This is a genomic window from Devosia sp. J20-27, from assembly GCF_055808595.1.
In genome coordinates, this window is sequence record NZ_CM147875.1 from 3,691,950 (window position 1) to 3,709,087 (window position 17,138).

At 67.9% G+C, this 17,138-nt stretch carries 16 protein-coding genes; 2 read left to right on the plus strand and 14 right to left on the minus strand.

Going from position 1 to position 17,138, the window contains the following annotated elements; genetic code table 11:
- Nucleotides 1-4: 4 nt before the first annotated feature.
- From AC0L4C_RS18270 to ccmI, 4 genes are read right to left on the minus strand one after another with little or no spacing between them, the layout of a single operon-like run.
- Nucleotides 5-457 (minus strand): cytochrome c-type biogenesis protein, encoded by a 453-nt coding sequence (locus tag AC0L4C_RS18270; protein ID WP_473401155.1) that lies wholly within the window; start codon nucleotides 455-457, stop codon nucleotides 5-7.
- Nucleotides 454-2,424 (minus strand): heme lyase CcmF/NrfE family subunit, encoded by a 1,971-nt coding sequence (locus AC0L4C_RS18275; protein WP_473401156.1) that lies wholly within the window; start codon nucleotides 2,422-2,424, stop codon nucleotides 454-456. The genes AC0L4C_RS18270 and AC0L4C_RS18275 overlap by 4 nt, the downstream gene beginning before the upstream one ends.
- Nucleotides 2,424-2,867, minus strand: a complete 444-nt coding sequence (ccmE, locus tag AC0L4C_RS18280; RefSeq protein ID WP_473401157.1) for a cytochrome c maturation protein CcmE — start codon at nucleotides 2,865-2,867, stop codon at nucleotides 2,424-2,426. The genes AC0L4C_RS18275 and ccmE overlap by 1 nt, the downstream gene beginning before the upstream one ends.
- Nucleotides 2,864-3,937 (minus strand): c-type cytochrome biogenesis protein CcmI, encoded by a 1,074-nt coding sequence (ccmI, locus tag AC0L4C_RS18285; RefSeq protein ID WP_473401158.1) that lies wholly within the window; start codon nucleotides 3,935-3,937, stop codon nucleotides 2,864-2,866. Before ccmI ends, ccmE begins: the two co-directional genes overlap by 4 nt.
- Before the next feature lie 121 nt (nucleotides 3,938-4,058).
- Between ccmI and AC0L4C_RS18290 the strand changes: the two genes are divergently transcribed.
- Nucleotides 4,059-5,114, plus strand: a complete 1,056-nt coding sequence (locus AC0L4C_RS18290) for a hypothetical protein (protein ID WP_473401159.1) — start codon at nucleotides 4,059-4,061, stop codon at nucleotides 5,112-5,114.
- A complete protein-coding gene (locus AC0L4C_RS18295; protein ID WP_473401160.1) occupies nucleotides 5,114-7,021 on the plus strand; it encodes a 2Fe-2S iron-sulfur cluster-binding protein in 1,908 nt (635 codons plus the stop codon). Before AC0L4C_RS18290 ends, AC0L4C_RS18295 begins: the two co-directional genes overlap by 1 nt.
- Here the strand turns inward: AC0L4C_RS18295 and AC0L4C_RS18300 are convergent.
- From AC0L4C_RS18300 to AC0L4C_RS18345, 10 genes are all read right to left on the minus strand, one after another.
- The gene (locus tag AC0L4C_RS18300; protein WP_473401161.1) at nucleotides 7,018-8,235 is read right to left on the minus strand and encodes a hypothetical protein; all 1,218 of its coding nucleotides are present in this window, start codon (nucleotides 8,233-8,235) and stop codon (nucleotides 7,018-7,020) included. The genes AC0L4C_RS18295 and AC0L4C_RS18300 overlap by 4 nt on opposite strands.
- A 110-nt stretch (nucleotides 8,236-8,345) precedes the next feature.
- Nucleotides 8,346-8,810 carry a hypothetical protein gene (locus AC0L4C_RS18305; RefSeq protein ID WP_473401162.1) on the minus strand — a complete coding sequence of 155 codons (465 nt, stop codon included), beginning with the start codon at nucleotides 8,808-8,810 and terminating at the stop codon, nucleotides 8,346-8,348.
- Nucleotides 8,811-8,856: 46 nt separating this feature from the next.
- A complete protein-coding gene (locus AC0L4C_RS18310; RefSeq protein WP_473401163.1) occupies nucleotides 8,857-10,245 on the minus strand; it encodes a sensor histidine kinase in 1,389 nt (462 codons plus the stop codon).
- Nucleotides 10,246-10,268: 23 nt separating this feature from the next.
- Nucleotides 10,269-10,928 (minus strand): response regulator transcription factor, encoded by a 660-nt coding sequence (locus tag AC0L4C_RS18315; RefSeq protein WP_473401164.1) that lies wholly within the window; start codon nucleotides 10,926-10,928, stop codon nucleotides 10,269-10,271.
- An 83-nt stretch (nucleotides 10,929-11,011) separates the two neighbouring features.
- Nucleotides 11,012-11,311, minus strand: coding sequence for a hypothetical protein (locus tag AC0L4C_RS18320; RefSeq protein WP_473401165.1), 300 nt, complete (start codon nucleotides 11,309-11,311; stop codon nucleotides 11,012-11,014).
- 61 nt (nucleotides 11,312-11,372) lie between these two features.
- The gene (locus AC0L4C_RS18325) at nucleotides 11,373-11,549 is read right to left on the minus strand and encodes a hypothetical protein (protein ID WP_473401166.1); all 177 of its coding nucleotides are present in this window, start codon (nucleotides 11,547-11,549) and stop codon (nucleotides 11,373-11,375) included.
- A 26-nt stretch (nucleotides 11,550-11,575) separates the two neighbouring features.
- Nucleotides 11,576-15,223 carry a baseplate multidomain protein megatron gene (locus tag AC0L4C_RS18330; protein ID WP_473401167.1) on the minus strand — a complete coding sequence of 1,216 codons (3,648 nt, stop codon included), beginning with the start codon at nucleotides 15,221-15,223 and terminating at the stop codon, nucleotides 11,576-11,578.
- A complete protein-coding gene (locus AC0L4C_RS18335) occupies nucleotides 15,224-15,625 on the minus strand; it encodes an NlpC/P60 family protein (RefSeq protein ID WP_473401168.1) in 402 nt (133 codons plus the stop codon).
- Nucleotides 15,622-16,506 carry a DUF2163 domain-containing protein gene (locus AC0L4C_RS18340; RefSeq protein ID WP_473401169.1) on the minus strand — a complete coding sequence of 295 codons (885 nt, stop codon included), beginning with the start codon at nucleotides 16,504-16,506 and terminating at the stop codon, nucleotides 15,622-15,624. Before AC0L4C_RS18340 ends, AC0L4C_RS18335 begins: the two co-directional genes overlap by 4 nt.
- Nucleotides 16,503-17,096 carry a phage distal tail protein, Rcc01695 family gene (locus AC0L4C_RS18345; RefSeq protein WP_473401170.1) on the minus strand — a complete coding sequence of 198 codons (594 nt, stop codon included), beginning with the start codon at nucleotides 17,094-17,096 and terminating at the stop codon, nucleotides 16,503-16,505. The genes AC0L4C_RS18340 and AC0L4C_RS18345 overlap by 4 nt, the downstream gene beginning before the upstream one ends.
- Between the last annotated feature and the right edge of the window lie 42 nt (nucleotides 17,097-17,138).

Sequence of the window (17,138 nt, forward strand, 5' to 3'; positions counted from 1 at the left end):
GCAGCTAGCGCTCGAGCTTTTCCAGGGCGCGGGCTTCTTCGGCCGACAGTTCGGCCTGCGGGGACGGTGCGGCGCGACGGCGGCGCAGGCCGATGAACACGCCGATGCCACCGATCAGCAGCACCAGCGGCGCGGTGATCCACAGCAGCAGCGTGTGCGGACCCATCCGCGGGTTGAGCAGCACGTACTCGCCATAGCGATCGACAATGTACTGCACGGCCTCGCCATCGCTATCGCCGGCGCTGAGCCGCTCGCGCACCAGGATACGCAGGTCGCGCGCCAGATCGGCGTCGCTGTCGTCAATCGACTGGTTCTGGCAGACAAGGCAGCGCAGGTCGCCGGAAATGGCGCGCGCCCGTGCCTCCAGCGCCGGATCGTCCAGCATCTCGTCGGGATTGACCGCGAAGGCCGGCAGCGTCGCCAGCAGCAGCAGCAGCGCGGCGAGCAACCGTCTCATTGGGCGGCCACCGGCTTGTGCGATGGACGTGGCGCCCCGACGCGCAGACGCCGATAGGAGAGCGAGATCACCCCTGCCCCGGCCATCAGCAGCGCGCCCAGCCAGATCAGCGTCACGAACGGCTTGTACCAGAGCCGCACCACCTGGCTGCCATCGTCCTGGGCCTCGCCCAGCTGCATGTAGAGCTGTGAGAAGCCGTAGGTTTCGATGGCCGCTTCGGTGGTCGGCATGCCGCTGGCGGCATAGATTCGGCGCTCCGGTGTCGGCTGGCGCAGGCCGCCCTCCGGCCCGGCCACGGTGAAGGAGCCGGTCTGGCTGCGGAAGTTGGGGCCGGCGACGTCCTCGAGACTGTTGAACGTCACCGTAAAGCCGGCGATTTCCGCCGACTGCCCGGGCGTCATGGTAGTCACCACTTCGCTCTGCCAGGCCGAGGCCGAAACGATGCCGATCACCGAGATGCCGAGGCCGAAATGCGCCAGTGCGGTTGACCACGCGGTGCGCGGCAGGCCGAAGAGGCGACGGAAGCTGGTGCCGATGTCGGTGCGGAAGAATTTCGCCCGGTCCTGCAGTTCGGCCAGCGCGCCGATGGCCACCCAGAAGCCGAGGAAAAGCCCGAGCGGCGCCAGCGACACCGAGCCGCCACGCAGCGCAAAGAACAGGATGGTGACAAACAGCGCCAACCCGGCGACCCAGGCGAGGCGCTGGGTGACGGCCACCAGATCAGCCCGCTTCCATGCCAGGAATGGCCCGAACGGCAGGATGACCAGCAGCGGCGCCATGATCGCCCCGAAGGTCAGGTCGAAGAACGGTGCCCCCACCGAAATCGTCTGGCCGCCCAGCGCATCGAGCAGCAGCGGATAAAGCGTCCCTACCAGAACTGCCACCGTCGCCGAGGCAAGCAGCAGGTTGTTGAGGATCAGCGCACCCTCGCGGCTCACCGGCGCAAACAGGCCGCCCGATTTCAGGCTCTGCGAACGGAAGGCAAAGAGTGCGAAGGCGCCGCCGATCACCGCGGCGAGGAGTGCCAGGATGACCAGTCCGCGCGTCGGATCCGAGGCGAAGGTATGCACCGAGGTCAGGATGCCGGAGCGGACGAGGAAGGTGCCGAGCAGCGACAGCGAGAAGGTGATGATCGAGAGGAACACCGTCCAGATCTTGAGCGCGTTGCGCTTTTCCATCACCAGGGCCGAATGCAGCAGCGCCGTACCGGCGAGCCAGGGCATGAAGCTGGCGTTCTCCACCGGATCCCAGAACCACCAGCCGCCCCAGCCGAGTTCGTAATAGGCCCAGTACGAGCCCATGGCGATACCGAGGGTCAGGAACACCCAGGAGAGCAGCGTCCACGGCCGCACCCAGCGGGCCCAGGCGGTATCGATACGACCCGAGATCAGTGCTGCCACGGCAAACGAGAAGCAGATCGAGAAGCCGACATAGCCGGTGTAGAGCAGCGGAGGATGGATCGCGAGGCCGATGTCCTGCAGCACCGGATTGAGGTCCTGGCCCTGGAACGGAGCCGGGTCGAGCCGGGTAAAGGGATTGGACGTGAACAGCGTGAAGGCACCGAAGGCGGCGGCCAGCAGGCTTTGCGTTGCCAGCACCAGCGTCAGCAGGTCCTTGGGCAGCGTTCGGCCAAAGGCTGCCACCGCGGCGCCCATCAGCACCAGGATCATCACCCAGAGCACCATGGAGCCTTCGTGATTGCCCCAGACCGAGGTGATCTTGTAGAGCAGCGGCTGGTCCGAATGCGAATGCTCAGCCGCCAGCAGCAACGAGAAGTCGGAGTTCAGGAAGGCCTGGATCAGCGTGGCAAAGGCCGCTGCGACCAGCAGGAACTGCAGCACGGCGCCCTGTTGCAGATAGCCGGCAACCCGCGCCCCGCCGCGCCAGTAGGCGTAGCCCAGCACGGCCGATACGGACGCAATGGCCGTCGCCAGAATGAGCGCGAAGTGGCCGAGTTCGATCGACATCAGGTCCCGGCTCCCTCGCGCTGCCATTCGCCGCGCGCCTTGAGTTCCTCGACGACTTCCTTGGGCATGTAGTTCTCGTCATGCTTGGCGAGCACACGGCTGGCGGCAAACGTGCCGTCATTGGCCAGTGTCCCGTCGGCGACAATGCCCTGCCCCTCGCGGAAGAGATCGGGCAGCAGGCCGACAAAGTGCACGCTGAGTTCGGTCTCGCCGTCGGTGACGATGAAATCGCTGGCTTCGCCGGTCTTTTTCCAGCTGCCGTCCTTGACCAGGCCGCCAAGGCGGAACGCCGTTCCGGGCGCCACCGCAGCCTCCCTGGCCTGGCTGGGAGAATAGAAAAAGCTGATCTGGGACGACAGCGCATAGAGGATCAGCCCGACAGCGACGGCCAGCACGGCACCCAGTCCGGCAATGGTAGCGAGGCGTTTCTGCTTGCGGGTCACATCGGCTCCTTGGAACTGACCAGTCCATTGTCGGCGGCGAGCACATCGAGTTCCTGACGCTGCGCCGGATCGGGATAGGCAGCGCGGGCCTTCTCGTAGGCGTCCTGGGCTTCGGCGGTCTGGCCGAGCACCAGCCGCGACCGTACCAGCCGGGTCCATTCCTCGACGCTGCCGCCACTCTCATAAAGCCGCGCGCCGAGGCCTTCGACCATGCCGCGGATCGCCGCATCATCCGGCACCTGGGCGTCGCCGTTCAAGCCGGCCTGCGCGGCTGAAAGTCCTGCCTTTGCCGTCTCGACCCAGGCCTCGGTGCCATTGCCGAGCGCCAGCAGGTCGGTCCATTGCTGGATCGCCGCCTCATAGGCACCGCTGCGGGTCGACTCGCTGGCGATATAGAAGCGTGAGCGCACGTGCTGGGGATCGCGCGCCGCAGCGCTTTCGAACAGCTCCAGCGGCGCACCGGTGGCACTGCCGCCGTTCTGCATCATCAGCGCCTCGCCCAGATTGGTCTCGAGATCGGCAGACGGGCCGCTGAGCGCAATCAGCTGGCGATAGGCGCGCTCGGCATCGGCATAGCGCCCCTGCTGCATGTAGACCGGTGCAATCACCGTCCAGCCGCGGGCGTCGTCCGGCGCCTTTTCGAGCTGCGCCTCGATCGTGGCCAGCGCCGCATCGAGGCTGAGTCCGGTGGTTTCCACCTGCCGCTCGGCCAGCGGCAGGGCCGGCAATCCGGGATTGCCCAGGAAGGTGTAGGTGCCGAAGGCCAATAGAGCCGTCAGCAGCACGGCACCGGAGACGACCCAGCCCTGCACCTTCAGGGCAGCCGCTGCCGGCTGATCCTGGCGACGCAGCAATTCGCGCGCCAGCTCGGCCTTCGCCGCGATCGCCTCGGCGTCCTGCAGGCGGCCGGCGGCGCTGTCGTTCTCGATTTCCTTGAGCTGCAGGCGAAAATGCGCCGTGGTCGCGTCGTCAGTCGGTGCTGACGCTGCGTTGACCGTTCGACCGCGAGCCGCATAATAGAGTGCGGCGGAGGCGATCGCAGTAATCGCGATGGCAAAAATCCAGAACATGCGAACCCGGGTTACTTGCGGGCTGCATCTATAGGGGCATTTTGGCAGAAATGGCATTGCGATATGTCAATCGGTGACGCGCGCATTGCCGCAGTCCACGGCCGGGGAACGCCCTGACCCCATGCCCCTTGATTTTGCGATCTTTGGCACATCGCCGCTCGCCCGGCTGCTGGCCGGCTTCCTGGCCGAGCAGCACGGCAAGTCCGTCTGCCTCATTGGCGACGCCTGGTCACCGCTGCTGCTGCCGCGCCGGCTCGATGCCGCCATGATGGTGGCGACGCGGCCGGAGACCTGGACGCAACTGCGCACCGCTGGTGCCGAAACAAGTAAATTTCTCAACGGGTTGGGACGAGGTCTTGTCGAGCATATCGATGTTCTGCTGATCGCCGAGACGCACGCCAGCACCGAGGCGATCGCGCATATGCGGACCAGTGCGGGCGGCTGCGGCTATGCGCTCGAGCGCGTCGCCGATCATACCCTGGCCGAGCCCGGCGCGGCCTGGGTGCTGCGCGGCATTCCGGCGCTGGTGCGCGACAAGGCCGACTCGGCAATCGAGCACTGGCTCGACCAGATTGGCCTGCGCCGCATCGCCCCGGCGGAGCACGATATCGCGATCCGGCGCGACGGCGTGGTCAAGATCCGCGGCGGCGGCATCGAACTGGAGGCGGCGCGGGCGATTCTGGCGGACGACGCGGCGCTCCTCGCCTGGCTCGACGAATCGGTGCGCGAGCGGCTGCTACGGACGGTCCCTGCCCGCACCCTGCTGACCGAGCCGGCGCGCGCCATAGCGGCGCCAATGGTCAGATATCTCGATCGGGGCGTGTCGCTGGCGCAGCGCGGCAAATCAGGCATCACCGTCCTCGTCACCGGCGCCGAGGCGATCCTGGAACGGGTCGGCTCGACGCTGACGCTGCAGGCGCCGCTCCGCTCGGCTGCCGACGTGTCGCATCTCCATCTTGAAACGCAGGATGGCGGGCCGCTGGTGGCCACCGCCAATGGCCCGAAGGTCAGCATCCTCGCAGGGTTCGGCGAGGCTGCAGCGTTCTTTGCACCGGCACTGGCCCGGCACTATGCCGAGGCCTCCACCGAGAGCGAGGCCAGTTATTTCGCCGCCCGCGACACCGGCCGCGGCAATGCCCGCAAGCAGATCGCCGACTTCATCGCGGAGCCGGCGTGATGGTGCAGCCCAATCGCCTGCCAGCCGACGCGCTGCACGGGTTCGGCGGTGCCGCGCTCGACCGCAGCAAGCCGCTCAGTTTTCGGCTCGACGGCCGCACGATCCACGGCTTTTCCGGCGACACGGTGCTGAGCGCCCTGCTCGCCAACGGCATCATCACTGCCGGCACGCATGGCGGCACGCCGATCGGACTTGACGAGAGCCTCGCGCCGCTGGTGTCACCGCGATCCGCGCCCGGCACTGTGCTGCCGATGGAGCGCACGCCGGCCCTTGCCGGGCTCGACCTGACACTTGCGGAAAGCGCCGGACCGGGTGGCCTGGGCCTGCTGTCGCGCCTGCTGGACCGCATCGGCAGTCCCGCCGACGCCTTGACGCTGAAGTTCAGCGACCACAGTACACCGCCCTGGTTCAACGCCAGAGCGGAAACGACCATCGAGGTCGAGACGCTGATCATCGGCGGCGGCATCGCCGGACTGAGTGCCGCCGAAGCCGCCGGAACACGCGCCTTGCTGGTCGAGCGGCGGCCCTGGCTGGGCGGCGACGCCCGCTATTTCGGGACCACCGGCGACGAGACGCCACCCGATCGCCTCATCGCCGGGCTGATCGACGCGCAAGCGGCAGAGATACTCCTGGGGACCGAGGTGTTTGCACTGGCCGGAACGACGGCCCGCGCCCATCAGGTGCGGATCGAGAACGGTCGCCCGGTCACCCGGGTCATCGAGATCGTCGCCGGACAGGTGGTGCTGGCGACCGGCGCACTGGAGCGGCTGCCGCTCTTTGCCGGCAACCTGATGCCGGGCATTACCGGCGCCATCGCCGCTTTCCACCGGGCCGAGCGGCATGGCGTGTGGGCCGGCAAGCGCACCCTGCTGAGCACGCCGAGCGGTTTCGGCTACCGGCTGGCGCTGCTGGCCAAGGATGCCGGCGTCGACGTGCTGCGCATCGCCGACACCCGACTGGCGCCCAACTCGCGCTTCATCGATTTCTGCAAGGCCAGCGGCGTCTCGTTCACCTCCGGCCTGCTGCCGCGTTCGGCCGTCCTTGCGGGCAAGGGCCAGAGCGGCCTCGCCATCGACTTTGCCGTGGCCATCGATGACATCGAGCAGGAGACCGGCGTCACCCGCACCGACCAGTTCATCGCCGGCGGCGGACTGCAGCCGGACCTGTCACTCTGGCTGCAAGCCGGCGGCGAGGCGAACTGGACGGCCGACCGGCTCGAGGCGCGCGGCACTCTGCCCGGCATCCGCCTCGTCGGCTCGGCCGCCGGCTATCGCCGGTCCGCGGCCTGCGTCGCCAGCGGTCGCGCCGCCATCACCGGCAAGCCCGAGGCCATCGACGACCCGGTGATCGAGGCTATCTACGAGACGCCGGACGCACCGACGCCCGTCGGACCCTTCATCTTCGCGCCGCCGACCTATCTGGCGCGCGGCCGCGGGCTGGCGCGCCGTCCGGCCGAGCCCGGCGCCTTCGCACCGCTCGGTGCCCTGAGCCTCGGCGAGGTCATCGCGTCGGTGCAATTGGGGGCACACCCGGCGGCCGTGGCCGGCCGCGTGGCGGCCGAGCGGGTGCTATGGAGTGTCGATCTGGTCGACAGTGGCTGGAAAGTGCCGGTCGCGCCGCCGAGCGCCGAACTGCCGGCCTACCTTACCGGCCGGTTCGGACCGAGGCCACAACTGAGCGTCGTCAGGTCGGCCGATGCGCGCTATTTCGAGCGCGGCAGCCTGATCTTTGCCGGCTCCGACCTGCGCGAGCCGGAACTGGCGGTTGGCGTCATTGTCGGCAAGGTGCCGGACGGGAGTGTCGGCGGGCTGGCCCTGATCGAGAAGGCGGCAAGCGCCGCCGAGACGCGCCTTTTTGTCCGCGACAGCGGCGGCGCCGTGCCGATCGAGACGATCAAACCGGCCTAGTGCGGGCGCTCGGCGCTTTCCTTGGAGCGGCGCAGGGCCGCGGCATATTCGGCATTGAAGCGCTGTCCGGCCATGGTGATGGCGGCGTCGAGCCGGGCCGAGGTCACGGTGTCGGCGGGGTTGGCCCGCAGCACCTCGAGATTGCGCTCGATATGGATCTCCAGCGCCTGCCCGACCTGCTGCCACACCTGGTCCAACGTGGCGTTGACGCCCAGCGAGTCGCGCGCGGCGCGCACGGCCGCCAGCACGTAGACGCCATGCAGCGCCACCAGCAGCATGTCGCTGTCGAGCCGGTCGCTACCCTCGCGGCCGCGACGCAGGGCAATGTTGAGATTGCCGGCCAGTTCGCGCAGCCGCGGCTCCACGCGTTCGGACATGGCCCGCGTCACCGCTGCCATGGTCGTCGTCCAGCGGCTGTTGCGCGAGAGTTCGACGTAACCGTTGATGGCACGCGCCAGGCGGTGGAACCGCTCGATGGAGCGGCAAATCTGGTCGACATCCGAGAAGGCGCCGGCATTGTTCAGGCTGTGCGTCTGGTTCTGGGCGTGCGCCAGGATGGCCTCAACCAGCGGGCCGAAGCCAGCCGCCTGGATGGTCGATTCGCGGGCCGAACCGGCAATGCGGATCACCGCGGTGATGAGCTTGGCCGGATTGGCGACCTGCCCGAGTGCGGCCATGAACAGCAGCGACGAGACGGCCTGGTCCTGCAGCGGCATGGATTGCAGCGCCAGCGCCATGCCGGCTTCATCGGGCATGTTGTTAGCGGCGCGGCCGAAGGCCTGGGCCTTGTCGAGCAGGGTCCGGCATTTGAGTGCGTTGAGCACCACCGGCAGGCGGGCCCAGACGAGCTCGCCGCCCAGCTGCGACTTGAGGCGCCGCTCCAGTTCGAAACTGCTCGATGCGGCGGACACGGCCTTGCGGGCCCGGCTGAGCAGTTCGGGCATCAGAGTGTCGAGCGCCTTGCGGGCGGCGTCGCTTTCGGGCACCGCCGGGTCGATCAGGTCCGGCGCCAGGTCGCGCGCCATCCATGTCCAGATGGCATTGGCATGCTCGCGCGAGACGGCGCCGTCGAACTCGAAACTGGCCGGAGATTCGACAACCACGCTCTCGATCAGGCCGAAAAACGGCCGGCCGGCGCGCTGGGCGCGCGGGGAGGCAGCACCGGCGGGCGCTGTCGGGGCGGGCGAAACGGGGCTGGCTGCGGCAGAAGTCATCGGGGCGTACTATCAGTCCGGGTTTGCGTCCCCGCTACCCTACCGGCCCCTGGTAAACAAAGATTACCGAACCGGCCGCAAGTTACTGCCGGCGCCAGCACAAATCGGCATCAACCCTGATTGACGACGGTCCAGCTGCCGTCGGCCTCACGGCACGCCGTGCCCTTCCTGGCGTGGTCCTGACCGCCCAGCTTGACGGTATGGGTGAAGTCGCGGCAGTCGATATTGTTGACCCGCACATAGGGACCGACGGTGACGTTGCCGGAGGTCCCCTTGTCGCCCTGCCAGGCGCGCGGTGCGCCGGGGCGGCCGAACTGCAGCGCGTTGAACTGCGCACCGGCTGCCTGGGCCCGATCGTTCGAGCTCAGCTGCGGAATGATGGTCGCATCGACAAAGGCGCTCACATCGGTCAGCGAGGCCGCCGACGAGAGCTGCTGGGCCGGGCTGGGCAGCGCAGCGGTCTGCAGGGTCGGTGCCGGCTGGGCCAGCGTCGGGCCCTGCGCGTATTGGGTGGTGGGACCGGAGGCACAACCGGCGAGCAGGAGGACGCCGAAAAATGGAAGAACGCGGATCATAAGCTGCATACTGGTCCCGGGGGAGTGGCCGCGCCTTAGTCGGGTTTTATTGCGGCGAAAGTGCGGACAGCCCTCGCCCCATTCCGAGCTTGGCGCCCGGCAGCCGCAACTCTGCCAGAAGTCCGCCGAGCACGGAGCGCTTCAAATGCAGGCTGCCGCCGTAGACGTCAACCAGTTCCTTGACGATATCCAGACCCAGCCCGCTGCCGGGGGTTTTCTCGTCGAGGCGGACGCCGCGGCGCAGCGCGGCCTTGGCCTCTTCCTCGGTCAGACCCGGACCATCGTCCTCGATCTTGATCAGCAGATTGCTGCCGGCCGGCGTGCGCTCGGCCAGCATGGAAATGCCGATCTTGCCGCGCGACCATTTGCAGGCATTGTCGAGCAGGTTGCCCGCCATTTCCTCGAGATCGCCCTCGTCACCGCGGAACCAGGGCAGCGAGGCGTCGGGACGCACAAAGGCGATGGTCTTGCCGGGATTGAGCTTTTCCATGACGCGCGCCAGCCGCAGCATGACATGGGTGGCGTCGGCCTTCTTGCCCACCACCGTGCTGCGCGCCGCGATGCGGGCACGATCGAGATAGGTGGTGACCAGCTGCGACATCTTCTCGGACTCCGAGAGCACAACGCGGCTCAGACCCGATTCCTTGGCGGCAGCGGCCTCGTTGCGCAGCACGGCCAGCGGCGTCTTCAAGCCGTGGGCCAGGTTGCCGACCTGGTTGCGGGCGCGCTCGAGGATCTGGGTATTGGAGCGCAGCAGTTCATTGACCTCTTCGGCGAGCGGTGCAATCTCGCGGGGATAGGTCCCGACGACGTTCTCGGCCTCGCCCTCGCGCACCTTCTCGATGGCCTTGCCCAGACGGCCGATCGGGCGCAGCGCGATGCGGGCGACGATGGTGCTCATGATGGCCAGCATGATCGCCACCGCCAGCAACACGATCAGCGTCTGGCCGCGGAACTCGTCGACCAGCTGCAGGATCTCGTCGAGGCTGCCGGTAGCGGTGAAGCGCAGCCGGGTGCCGTTGACCGTGGCCGCCAGTTCGACGACCCGCATGCGGGTATTGAAGGGGTCGGTCGCGACCGCCGTGCGCAGGTTGTTGGCGTCGTAGGTGCCGGTCAGTTCGGGCAGCAGCATGCCCACCATGGAACCGGAGAAATTGAGTACCTGCCCCGTGTCGTCGCGGATCACCCAGTACCAGCCCGAGGCGGTGCGCTCGAAGCGCGGATCGCCGACACGGACCGACTCGCTCATCGGATCGTCGCTGTTGAGCGTCCGGTCGACCAGCGACTCGATGTGGAACTTCAGGGTTTCGGTCAGGCTGGTGTCGAGCGCGCGCGAATAGAGCTCGGTCAGCAGGAATGCCGTCGCCAGCAGGGCGATGATCAACCACCCCGCCGACAGCCAGAACAGCGATGCCGCTATCGAACCCTTGCGCATCTGTCAGGCGCCCCCGCCCGCCATCAGTCCTCGGCGATCTGATAGCCGAGGCCACGAACCGTCTGGATGACTTCCTCGGGCAGCTTCTTGCGCAGGCGTCCGACGAACACCTCGATGGTGTTGCTGTCGCGGTCAAAATCCTGGTCGTAGAGATGCTCGGTCAGTTCGGTGCGCGAGATCACCTTGCCCTTGTGGTGCATCAGATAGCTCAGCAGGCGCAGTTCGTGGCTGGTCAGCTTGACCGAGTGCCCATCCACCGTGACCTTGCCGGCCTTGACGTCGAGCCGCACCGGACCGGCAGTGATCTCGTTGGACGAGTGGCCGGCGGCACGGCGCACCAGGGCGCGAAGGCGGGCGAGAATTTCTTCCATGTGGAAGGGCTTGGCGACGTAGTCGTCGGCGCCGGCATCGATGCCCTGCACCTTGTCGCTCCAGCGGTCGCGGGCGGTGAGCAGCAGCACCGGCATGGTCCGTCCGGCGCGGCGCCACTCCTCGAGCACCGAAAGCCCGTCCATATGCGGCAGGCCGATGTCGAGCACCACCGCATCATAGGGTTCGGTATCGCCGAGGAAATGCCCCTCTTCGCCATCGAAGGCGACGTCGACCGCATAGCCGGCCTCGGTCAGGGCGTCCTTGATCTGCCTATTGAGATTGGTATCGTCTTCCACGACGAGGATGCGCATCGGATAGTCCCTCTCCAGGCGAGCGCTGCGGTAACTGCCGGGTAGACCCTCCGCCCGACATCAGCAGCATTCGCGTTGCCAGTCTATTGCGAGCCATCCCGGGCGTTCAAGGTAACGCTTTGGCTGCCGCCGTAGGAATCCATCATGTTGACGATGTAATGCGGCGCGCCGTCCACATCGCAGACCTGCACCGATAGTGGGCGCTCCTTGATGCCGGCACGATTCATCACGTCGGCCAGCGGCGCAATCCTGCCGTCGGCCAGCTCATTCTGGATATCCTGCTTGGTCAGGCAGTCACGCTGCTGCGCCGCTGCCGGCAAGAGAGCACTCGCCAGCAGCGCCACGACCATGGCCGCCAGGATGTTCACGTTCGTTTTGTTCATGTGGCAAGAATATGAACGAACGCCTGAACGTTAGATGAACGTTCGATGTCGCTTTGCGGTGTCAGGTCTTGATCCCCTTGCGCAGGAAGATGATGGCACAGGCCTGCATCAGCAGGTCGCCGGCCGACTGGCCGTCAAAGCTGGGCAGATCGACGCCGAACAGCTGCGTGACTGCAGCCAATATCATTGCGACCGCAACCAGATAGGTGCGGTACCCGACGAGGAACGCCAAGTTCATCCGAAGTCTCCTTTTTGTGAAGTCTGTCAGCCGGCAAAGCTGCCGGTTGCCGCGTGGCCGGGCCCGTAGACCGGGCTGAGCTGGGCGACGGTGAAGTCCAGGGTGGCGGGCAGCAGGCCGAAGTCGGCGATTTGTTCGACCGCCGCGTAGGTGGCCGACGGCGTAGGCAGATCGATCGACCGGACCTCGATCCCACCGTCGAGGATGATGAGTCGGTAAGCCTCGGGCGTCACCTCGAGCGGCGCCTCGCTGGCCCAGCTGTCGCTGTCGGCCCGGCTGCGGCGCGTCCATGTGATTGCGATATCGTCGCTGCCGGGCTGTCGCGTCGCCCGCAGGTGCACCGGCGCCAGCGGCAGCAGCGGTCCGAATCCGGCGGTGACGGCGAAAGCCGCGCCCTCGACGTCGTTCCGGCCGGCATAGGCGCGCAGATCGACAGAGCCGCCGAGCCATTCACCGGGCACCGGCAGCAGCGTGGGTCGATCATCGAGCACAAGGACGCGATTGCCGGCCGCCGCCGGGCCCATGGCCCAGTCGGTGCCGCTCCGCCCGCGCAGCAGTCGCGTCAGCCGGTAAGTGCCGGACGCGATCAGCTCCGCCCCGGCAAAGCCGATGACTTCCCAGTTGCCCGAGTCGGTCTCGACCGCCAGCCGGTTGCCGCCCGCCAGCACCACCTCCTCGTCCATCGCCGCCAGATGGCCGGAATAGAGCCTGAGCTCCAGCGCATTTGCCATGTCCCAGGCGAAGATCGTGCCCGGCATGAGCGGCGCCAGCAACTCACCCAGCGCGGCATTGCGGCCCAGTCGCGCGACAGCCGCCCCCGTCACCGCCTCGGTGACGCTGACATCGCCGGGCCAGGGCTGCGCTGAAGCGGCAAAGGCCATGCGGGACTGCGCCGGACTTGCCGGCACTCCGGGCAGATGCGCTGCCGCCAGCACGGGGATCGACCGTGCCGGAACCTCGCCGCTCCCCGGTGCCGGACGATCGGCGACGATGGCAGCCGTCAGCACCGGCGGAATGGCACGCGCCGAAATCCTGCGGGCCAGCCCGTCGCGGATTTCGGTGATCTCGAAGGGCCCCTCGCCCTGCCCGGCCACCGCAATCGCGTCGCCAACCTCGAGTCCCAGTGCCGATGGCGGCAGGGTGAGCTCGAGCGTATCGCGTTGCACCGTGCCGTCGAGCAGAATGCGCTCCGCTGCCGCCCGGGCTCCGGCGAGATCAAGCACCAGCGCCGAGGCCTCGCTGGCGGCAATGCCGCCGTCGAGCCGCATCGCCGTCACCGTGCCGGTGAGGTAGCTGCGGCCCCGATCGGGATAGCTGAGGGCCAGTTGCCCCACCGCTTCTCCCGGATCCGGCCGCTTGCGCGACAGCCTCGGCTCACCCCCGACAGGCTCCGCAACCGCCACGGCATCGCGCCCGCGCGTCCGTCGCAATTCGAGGCCGCTGGCGGTATCGCGGAAACTGAGCCCCGTCGCCGCCAGCAGCGGCGCCAGGGCATCGCGCAGACTCGCCTGCCCCTCGATGCAAAAGCCCTGCAACAGCGGCGGCTGAGCAGCGACCCCAGCCAGCGTCACGCCATAGTCGGCGGCAACGGCGCGTGCCAGTTCGTCGCTGGCAAAGCCGCCGGCGCGGCCGGTGAGCCAGTGGCCGGTGGCATGGTTGGGGCCGTCGGACCAGACAGTATCCAGCTGCGGAAAGGCGGGAAACGGCCGCGCGTCCCAGGTCCAGAGATAGATCCGCTCGACCATTGCCGAACCGGCCCAATGGGCCAGATGGGCGCGCAGCACCTGCCGCTGCATCAGCGGATCGGGCGCCCCGCTGGAGAACCACGGCCTTGCATCCTCGGCACTCTTGGGATCACCGAAGACATTGGGCTGGTTGCCGCCCTTGTCGACTGCCCCGCAGCCCAGTTCGGTAAACCACACCGGCTTGCTGCCCGGGACCCAGGCTGTCGGCAGTGCGTCGCGCACGCCGCCCGGCCGGTTGTGATGAGCATGGCTCCACCAGCTGGCAATGTCCTTGAAGCGCCAGATCCAGGGCTCGCCCTGATCGTCGCCAATCGGCGTCCGCAGCCCGTCGATGCGGTCGGCGTCGCTGGCATAGAACCAGTCGAATCCTTCGCCGCCCTCAATATTGGCCGCGAGATAATCGCGCGCATACGGGCCTTCGAACAGCACGGCATCGGCATGGTCGTCGCCGTCGCGCCAGTCGCTCACCGGCATGTAATTGTCGATGCCGACCGCGTCGATATTGTCGTCGGCCCACAGCGGATCGAGATGAAAGAGTTTCTCGCCATCGCCCGACTGCACGCCGGAATATTCCGACCAGTCGGCGGCATAGGTCAGCTTTGCCGCCGGCAGGATTGCCCGCACCCCGGCCGCCAGATCGACCAGCGCCGAGACGAACGGAAATGACGCGCCGTCGCGCACAGCCGTCAGTCCGCGCAGTTCCGACCCGATGATGAAGGCATCGACGCCGCCCGCCGCCGCTGCCAGCCCGGCATAGTGAGAGACGAACCCGGCATAACCCGGCACGAAGGCCGCTACGTCCGCAGCGTCGCCGGTGATCCGGCCGCGCCAGGGATAGGCGGGCTGCGCCATCGGATTGTCAGCCGCAATATCCATCAGCACGATGGGGTAGAGCGTCACGCCCAGCCCGCGCGCCCTGAGATCGGCGATTGCAGCCAGCACCGCCGCATCGCTGGGCGTGCCGCCATAGGCCGGGCCACCGTCGACAGAACTCACCACCTGCGCGGCGCCCCGCGCCATCCCCGCCACCGACCAGGTCGCGCCCGATATGTCGCGTACACTGGACTCGACGCGCGGCGCGATGCTGCATTGGCCGGCGCGCAGGTCGTCACCGAACCAGGCCACCACCAGCGCCACATGTTCGAGATGGGGGCAGAGCGCCGTCAGTTCGTCGATCGACAGCGTCCAGTCGCTGCTGCCGGCGCTCAGATGCGCGTTCTCGTTGACCGTCGCACCGGGGCCGACCACGCGTACCCGCGGCACCGGATCGTAGCCGAACTCGGAAGCGCCGGGGATCACCGTCACCGCCCTGATCTGCGGCTCCAGTTCGCCCCGCACCCGGCAGAGCTCGACGGAAATGTTGGGAATGCGGTTGCCGAACGAACCGATCGGCAGCCGTTCGAACACCAGATAGCAGAGCCCGCGATAGGCGGGCGCGTCGACGCCCTGCCGCGCCTCGATCAGGCTGTCGGCGTCCTGCGTCTCGGTGCCGCGATAAAAGCGCAGCGACAGGCCCTCGGTCGGCAGCACCTGGCCGTCGGCCCAGATGCGGCCGAGGTGGCTGACCTCGCCTTCGCACAGCCCGACGGCGAAACTGGCAAGGATCGTCGTTTCGCTCTCGGTCGACTGCGAAGTTCCCTTGCCGCCGGAGGTTTCGCTGGTCACCTCCTCGAGCTCAGTGGCCCAGATGATGTTGCCGGTGATGCGGCTCCAGCCATAGAGCCTGGGGATCGGCGCGCCTTCGGTCGAGCCCTGCAGCCGGATATCGGCGCCCGCTACCTGCCGGGTCTGCGGCTTCTCGCCGAAGAGTTGCGCGTCGATGGCCGAGCCGGCCAGCGCCCCGAGCGCCCGTCCGATGGTGGCGCCGATCGGCCCGCCCACCGCGCCGCCGACTAACTGCCCGGCCAGCGAAAGTGCCAGTGTCGCCATCTAGGTGCTCTCCGGAAAGGCGAAACAGCCGGCCACCCGCCTGGCCCAGCCTTCGGTCAGGTTGACCTCGACCACACCCACCCGCTCCTGCGCATGGAGGAAGCGCGCCGGACTGGTGAGGATGCCGCAATGGCGCGGTACGGCGCCGAGCCGGAACAGCACAATGGCACCTGCCGTCAGCGGAGCGGGCAGCAGCCGCGCCTGCGCCGCCGCCAGCAGATCGCGATGGTCCCGCAGGTCGGGCCGATAGTTCGGCACCTCCGGCAGTTCGCCATAGAGCTCGGCCCAGACGCCGCGGATCAGCCCGAGGCAATCGCAGCCGGCGCCGCGTGTCGCTGCCAGATGCCGGTAGGGCGTGCCGAGCCAGTTTCGCGCCGTGGCAACGATCCGTTCCGGCGTCATCGATAGAGCGCCCGGCCGTCGAGTTCGGCTCCGGCGCGCGGATAGCGCAGCACGAAGTCATTGCCCGGCACATGCGGAAAGCCGCGAAAATTGGGCACGTTGCCGAACTTCTCCCGGCACGTCGCCAGTTGTCGGTCGCAACCGGCACGGACCGTCAGGCCGTCGCCCGCCTCGACCCAGTCCCCCACCGGCGCGGCAAAGCCCAGAATATCGATGCCACCGATCCGGCGGTGGCTGACAATGCCGTCGCGCAGCCCGCTGCGCCGGCCGTCGGTCCACAGTCCATGCCCCAGCCCGAACCAGTTCTCCGCATAAGCCTCGATGCCGTCGACCACGACCCGGAAGCGGTCTCGGACCTCGGTCACCGTGGCGATGGCGCGAAACGCTGAGTCCTCGAGGCTGATGCCGCACCGCGCATCGCCGAGCTCGGCATCGCAGAGCGCCTGATAGAGCCGCCCGCGCGTCCGGTTCAGTACCCACTGGGCGCTGCGCAGCTCGGCCCGGAACGCCCCGTCCTCACGCGTGATCTCGCCGATACTGGCCCGGCGCAGCAGCAGCCGCTGGCCGACATCGCGCCAGTTCACCCGCCAGGTCTCGACGCTGGCGCCGTCATAGCGGCCGAGCAGGATGTCGTCCTCGGTAATGGCGTCGGAGGTCAGCACGCCGACCACCTCGCCGGTATCGGTCTGCGCCCCGAGCTTCTGCGCGCCCTCGCCACCGTCGAGCAGCGGCACGAATGCCGTGCCGTCGAAATCCAGCACCTCGTCGTGATCGGTGAAGCCGAGCGTCACCGCATCGCTGCGCACCAGCCGCCAGCAGGTGGCAAGCGTCGTCGCGCCGCTTTCCAGATGCGTCCTGAACCCCAGGTCGAGCGTTCTCATTCGCGCACCTCGATCAGTGGAATGCTGGGCGCCTCGGCGGCGTCGAAGCTGGAGAGTTCGATATCGAGCCGGTCGGTATCGAAGCGCACCGGCACGTCGAACTCGAAACTGGCGCTGACCACTGCGCCCTCCCCGGGCGCCGCATCGCAGGTCACCACGCCGGTCAGCGGATCGGTGGTGGCCTCCACCGCCACCCCGTCGACTTTCACCACGACGCTCGCCGCCACCGGCTTGCTGATCGGTCGCACATAGGGATCGAAATCGGCGCCATAGCGCTTCACCAGCTGAAACTGCGCGCTTACCCCGTCGCCGCTGCCGATCACCTGGTCGGTCGCCGCGTGATCGAGCCCGTCGCGCCACAGAAAGCTGTGAAACCGCCCGCGTCGCTCCTCGAAAAACGCCAGCACCGCCGCCATGTCGGCGCGGCTCTTGATGCCGTAACCGGCATTATACCGCCGTCGCGCATGCGCCCAGCGACTGTTCCGCTCCTCGCGGCCACTGGCCAGCACGACGACATCGGTCGTCCGCTCCGGCCCACCCCGCGAGGCCAGCGCGATATCGAGCGGAAAGCGGATGGGATGGAAGGACATTTGCGGTCTCCATGTTGGATGAACCACCGGCAGTGCTGTCGG

What these genes read in the sequence shown, in the direction of transcription:
- AC0L4C_RS18270 (WP_473401155.1), bottom strand. Translation starts at nt 457, where the DNA reads ATGAGACGGTTGCTCGCCGCGCTGCTGCTGCTGCTGGCGACGCTGCCG.
- AC0L4C_RS18275 (WP_473401156.1), bottom strand. Translation starts at nt 2,424, where the DNA reads ATGTCGATCGAACTCGGCCACTTCGCGCTCATTCTGGCGACGGCCATT.
- ccmI (WP_473401158.1), bottom strand. Translation starts at nt 3,937, where the DNA reads ATGTTCTGGATTTTTGCCATCGCGATTACTGCGATCGCCTCCGCCGCA.
- AC0L4C_RS18290 (WP_473401159.1), top strand. Translation starts at nt 4,059, where the DNA reads ATGCCCCTTGATTTTGCGATCTTTGGCACATCGCCGCTCGCCCGGCTG.
- AC0L4C_RS18295 (WP_473401160.1), top strand. Translation starts at nt 5,114, where the DNA reads ATGGTGCAGCCCAATCGCCTGCCAGCCGACGCGCTGCACGGGTTCGGC.
- AC0L4C_RS18300 (WP_473401161.1), bottom strand. Translation starts at nt 8,235, where the DNA reads ATGACTTCTGCCGCAGCCAGCCCCGTTTCGCCCGCCCCGACAGCGCCC.
- AC0L4C_RS18305 (WP_473401162.1), bottom strand. Translation starts at nt 8,810, where the DNA reads ATGATCCGCGTTCTTCCATTTTTCGGCGTCCTCCTGCTCGCCGGTTGT.
- AC0L4C_RS18310 (WP_473401163.1), bottom strand. Translation starts at nt 10,245, where the DNA reads ATGCGCAAGGGTTCGATAGCGGCATCGCTGTTCTGGCTGTCGGCGGGG.
- AC0L4C_RS18315 (WP_473401164.1), bottom strand. Translation starts at nt 10,928, where the DNA reads ATGCGCATCCTCGTCGTGGAAGACGATACCAATCTCAATAGGCAGATC.
- AC0L4C_RS18320 (WP_473401165.1), bottom strand. Translation starts at nt 11,311, where the DNA reads ATGAACAAAACGAACGTGAACATCCTGGCGGCCATGGTCGTGGCGCTG.
- AC0L4C_RS18325 (WP_473401166.1), bottom strand. Translation starts at nt 11,549, where the DNA reads ATGAACTTGGCGTTCCTCGTCGGGTACCGCACCTATCTGGTTGCGGTC.
- AC0L4C_RS18330 (WP_473401167.1), bottom strand. Translation starts at nt 15,223, where the DNA reads ATGGCGACACTGGCACTTTCGCTGGCCGGGCAGTTAGTCGGCGGCGCG.
- AC0L4C_RS18335 (WP_473401168.1), bottom strand. Translation starts at nt 15,625, where the DNA reads ATGACGCCGGAACGGATCGTTGCCACGGCGCGAAACTGGCTCGGCACG.
- AC0L4C_RS18340 (WP_473401169.1), bottom strand. Translation starts at nt 16,506, where the DNA reads ATGAGAACGCTCGACCTGGGGTTCAGGACGCATCTGGAAAGCGGCGCG.
- AC0L4C_RS18345 (WP_473401170.1), bottom strand. Translation starts at nt 17,096, where the DNA reads ATGTCCTTCCATCCCATCCGCTTTCCGCTCGATATCGCGCTGGCCTCG.